The organism is Actinoplanes sp. NPDC048791, assembly GCF_040650095.1.
Lineage (GTDB): Bacteria > Actinomycetota > Actinomycetes > Mycobacteriales > Micromonosporaceae > Actinoplanes.
Window position 1 is genome coordinate 1 of record NZ_JBEZGQ010000763.1, and the last position, 4,210, is coordinate 4,210.

At 71.0% G+C, this 4,210-nt stretch carries 4 protein-coding genes; 2 read left to right on the forward strand and 2 right to left on the reverse strand.

Annotated elements, in window-relative coordinates; genetic code table 11:
* Positions 1-34: 34 nt before the first annotated feature.
* Positions 35-1,210, forward strand: a complete 1,176-nt coding sequence (locus tag AB0C29_RS36435) for a Gfo/Idh/MocA family oxidoreductase (protein WP_360830276.1) — start codon at positions 35-37, stop codon at positions 1,208-1,210.
* Positions 1,211-1,230: 20 nt separating this feature from the next.
* Here AB0C29_RS36435 and AB0C29_RS36440 read toward each other — a convergent pair whose 3' ends face one another.
* The gene (locus tag AB0C29_RS36440; RefSeq protein WP_360830267.1) at positions 1,231-2,043 is read right to left on the reverse strand and encodes a sigma-70 family RNA polymerase sigma factor; all 813 of its coding nucleotides are present in this window, start codon (positions 2,041-2,043) and stop codon (positions 1,231-1,233) included.
* Between the two features lie 316 nt (positions 2,044-2,359).
* Positions 2,360-2,929 carry a hypothetical protein gene (locus AB0C29_RS36445; protein WP_360830270.1) on the reverse strand — a complete coding sequence of 190 codons (570 nt, stop codon included), beginning with the start codon at positions 2,927-2,929 and terminating at the stop codon, positions 2,360-2,362.
* A 237-nt stretch (positions 2,930-3,166) separates the two neighbouring features.
* Here AB0C29_RS36445 and AB0C29_RS36450 point away from each other — a divergent pair, with 237 nt between their 5' ends.
* Positions 3,167-4,147, forward strand: coding sequence for a metal ABC transporter substrate-binding protein (locus tag AB0C29_RS36450; RefSeq protein WP_360830273.1), 981 nt, complete (start codon positions 3,167-3,169; stop codon positions 4,145-4,147).
* Positions 4,148-4,210 lie beyond the last annotated feature (63 nt).

A 4,210-nucleotide genomic window follows, 5' to 3' on the forward strand; every position in this document is an offset into this window, starting at 1 on the left:
CCGTACTCCCCAGGCGGGGCGCTTAATGCGTTAGCTGCGGCACAGAGAACCGGAGAGGTCCCCCACACCTAGCGCCCAACGTTTACAGAGTGTGGCGGCCGAATTCGAGATCCCCGCCGACCGGGTCTACGCCGACTGGACGGAGCTGGCCGCCGCGGGCCGGCTGGCCGAGGCCGCGATCGTCGCGACCCAGGACCGCCTGCACCTCGCCCCGGCCGTGGCTCTGGCCGACCTCGGCTACCACCTGCTGCTGGAGAAGCCGATGGCGCCGACCGAGACCGAGGCGGCCGAGATCGCCGCGGCGGCGGTCCGCAACGGCGTCATTCTCGCGGTGTGCCACGTGCTGCGGTACACGCCGTACACGAAGCTGGTGAAGGGCCTGCTGGACGAGGGCCGGATCGGGCGGCTGGTCGCCGTGGAGCACCTCGAACCGGTGGGCTGGTGGCACCACGCGCACTCGTTCGTCCGCGGCAACTGGCGCCGGGAGGACGAGTCCGGGCCGATGCTGCTGACCAAGTCCTGCCACGACATCGACTGGCTGGTGCACCTCTTCGGCGGCCTGCCCGAGCGGATCAGCTCGTTCGGCAGCCGCACCCACTTCCGGCCCGAGCAACGCCCGGAGGGGGCCGCGGACCGGTGCCTGGACTGCCCGGTCGAGCCGGTGTGCCCGTACTCGGCGAAGCGGCTCTACCTCGGCGCGCTCGCGGACCCGGACCAGCACTTCTGGCCGCTCGGCGCGGTGACTCCGGAGCCCACCGAGCAGGCGGTGCTGCACGCGCTGCGCACCGGCCCGTACGGCCGCTGCGTCTACACCGCCGACAACGACGTGGTCGACCACCAGGTGGTGACGATGGAGTTCGCGGGCGGGGCGACGTGCTCGTTCACGATGAGCGCCTTCACCCCGATGGAGCACCGCCACACCCGTCTGATGGGCACCCACGGCTACCTCGACGGCGACGGCCGGACGTTGCGTCACGTCGACTTCCGCACCGGCGCGGAGACGACGCTGGACTCGGCGGAGGCGGGCGGCCCGTCCGCGTCGGACGGTCACGGCGGCGGCGACGAAGGGCTGGTGGAGGCGTTCCTGGCCGCGGTCGCCGCGGGCGACCCGAGTCTGGTGTCGTCGGACGCGGCGGCGAGCCTGGCGAGCCACCGGGTGGTGTGGGCGGCCGAACGGGCCCGCCGCAGCGGCGAGGTCGTCCGCCTGTGAAGCGGCCTGCGAATACGTGGTCATCGATCGCGCGCGCTGTTCCGCAAGGCCCGCCACGCCGCCGGGGTCGCGAGGAGCAGACCGGCCGCTGTCAGCAGTCCGAAGACCATCGCCTGGTCGACGTCGACCGGGATGATCCACCCGCTACCGGGTGACGTGAACCAGTCCGGACCGATCGACACGAAGCCCGAGCCCGGCTCGTTGCGGCGGACAAGCCAGTGCCACGTCAGTCCGGTCACCACGATCAGCAGGACGACCACGCCGTACAACGCGTCCTGCAGGTGGATGACCCGCGTTCGTAACCGCTTCAGGGCCCGGGCGCGATGAGCGGACACTGCTCCGGGCGTCACCCCCATCGCGGCGGCGCTGTCGGTCCGTGATCGCCGGCTCATGTCGACCAGCTCGACGGCGCGCCGCTGCTGCTCGGTGAGCACGCCCAGCGCTGCTCTGAGCTCGCCGGCGACGACCTTTCCGCACGCTTGATCGTCGACGGGCGGCAGAGTCCGGTTCGACGTCCAGGTCATCTCGTCCGGAGCCAGCTCATCGAAGTCCGCGGGCTGATCCACGGTCGTCGGATCATGGGTGAAGCGGCCGGCGTCGTGGGCCGCCTGCAGGACGAAGCGGCGGGCTACGACGTACATGTAGCGCTGGGGCTGACGGATGTCCTCCCAGCGCTCGAGGACCTCGGCCATCGTGTGGTTGACGACGTCGTCCGCCTGCAACCGGCCGGACGGCACCCGGTACTGGGCGAGCTTGCCCTGGGCGTACCGGTGCAGCCGGCCCATGTTGAACGCAACGAAGCTTCCGGCCGTGCCGGTCTGGTCACCGCTCATCGCAAGGCGTTCCCTCCGGGGCGATGCGCAGGTGCCACGTCGTGCCGTCCGGGAGCGTGCCACAAGCATGTCCGCCCTGCGGCCGGCGACGGCTCAAGGCCCACGCCGCCTCCGCGTACGGGTCCCGTCGGCGCGTTCGAATGGCTGCCTGCCAAGCGCATGCCGTCGTCACCGCGCGGGCGGCCCACTCCACGAGTGTTGACCAGTCGACCTTGTCCATGCACCCCTCCCGGCGGCCACGCCGGCATTGAGTGCCGGCGTCTTCGACTGGTACGGGGTACCGGGAGGAAAATTCGTTACCAGGGATGCCAACTTTTTATTCAGCCGACTCGCGACGACGCCGGCGTTCGATGTCGGCCTGGATCTCGGGGTCCCAGCGCCCGGCGTCCCAGTCCTCCGGCCGCGGCTCCGGGGACGGCACGCCGTTCCACGACGGCGCCGCCACCGGCTCAGCTCCGGCGCCGACCGGTCGGTCCGCACTGGTGAACCACGACTGGAGTCTCGTCCGTGCGACCGCCACGCCGACGAGCAACAGTGCCGCGGCGGCGACCCGGACCAGGTGGAACGCCGCCGTGTCCGACGACAGCACGAGGGACACCACGACGAGCACCGCCGCGCCGGACAGCGCCCGGTTGCGGACCACGGCAACCGTGCCGCCGTGGGCTTCGACGATGCTCTTGGTGAGGCGGGCCCAGACCACGAACGTCACCACCAGGGCCGCCGCCAGGGCGGCGGAGAGCACGACGGGAATCTGCTTGCCGGACGACTCCAGCACATCGCCGGCGATCGCGGCCTTCGTCAATGAGCGGGTGCCCAGTGCCGCGGTGAGCAGCAGTAGCGCCCACCATGCGATCCGCCACCGCAGCGGAAGCAGAATCTGTGGCACCGTGCCGCCCGCGCAGCGGTGGCCCTGACCGGCGTGAGTGAGCCGGACCCCACACCTCGAGCAGTTCATCTCGTTCATCCCCGTACCGCCCCGTTGTCCTCGGCGCACGCTAGCAACGCCACGCCGGGCCCGCAGCCCGGTTTTCGTGCCGGTGGGAATCGCATGGTCACTTTGCCATTAGACGATTCTTAGTGAAAACGATTACCGTTCCGGTTCTTGCCGACAGGAGCGTTGATCATGAACCGAACCCCCCGGAAACTGGCTGTGGCCGCGGCCGTCGCGGCAGTCCTGCTCGCCGCCGGATGCGGCTCTGACGGTGCCGGCGCGAGCGGCGGCACCGCGTCGGGCGGCACGTCCCTGGCCGTGGTCGCAACCACCCCCGAGGTCGCCGATTTCGTCCGCACCATCGGCGGCGCCGACGTCACCGTGACCCAGCTCATCAAGCCCAATGTCGACCCGCACGAGTACGAGCCCACGCCGGCCGACATCCAGGCCGTCGGCGCCGCCAAGCTGGTCGTCAAGAACGGCGTCGGCCTCGAGGCCTGGCTCGACCAGACCATCGAGTCGTCCGGCTTCCGCGGCACCGTCGTGGACGCGAGCCAGGGTGTGACCCTGCGCGAGGGCGGCCACGAGGAGGAAGAGGGCGCGGAACCCGAGGCCGGGCACGCGGACGAGGAGCACGACCCGCACATCTGGCACGACCCGCGCAACGCGAAGATCATGGTCACCGGCATCGAGAAGGGCCTGGCCGCGGCCGACCCGGCCCACGCGGCGACCTTCGCGGCGAACCTCACCGCGTACGCGGCGAAGCTCGACAAGCTGGACGCCGACAACGAGGCCGCCTTCGCCGAGCTGCCCGCGGCCCAGCGCAAGCTGGTCACCAACCACGACGCCTTCGGGTATTACGTGGACCGGTACAAGCTGGAGTTCGTCGGTTCGGTCATCCCCAGCCTGGACACCTCGGCCGAGCTGTCCGCCCGGCAGCTCACCGACCTGGTCGCCAAGATCAGGGCGACCGGCACCAGGGCCATCTTCACCGAGAGCTCGCTGCCGCCCAAGACCGCGGAGGCCATCGCCGAGCAGGCCGGCGTCAAGGTGGTCGGCGGCGAGGACGCCCTGTACGGCGACAGCCTCGGTGCACCCGGCACCCCGCAGGGCACCTACCTCGGCGCCGAGGAGCACAACACCCGGGTCATCGTCGCGGCACTGGGCGGCTGACATGAGCGATGTCGCGGTAGCCGGCGGTCACACCGGAGAACCGCAGGGCGGCGCCGGCCGCCG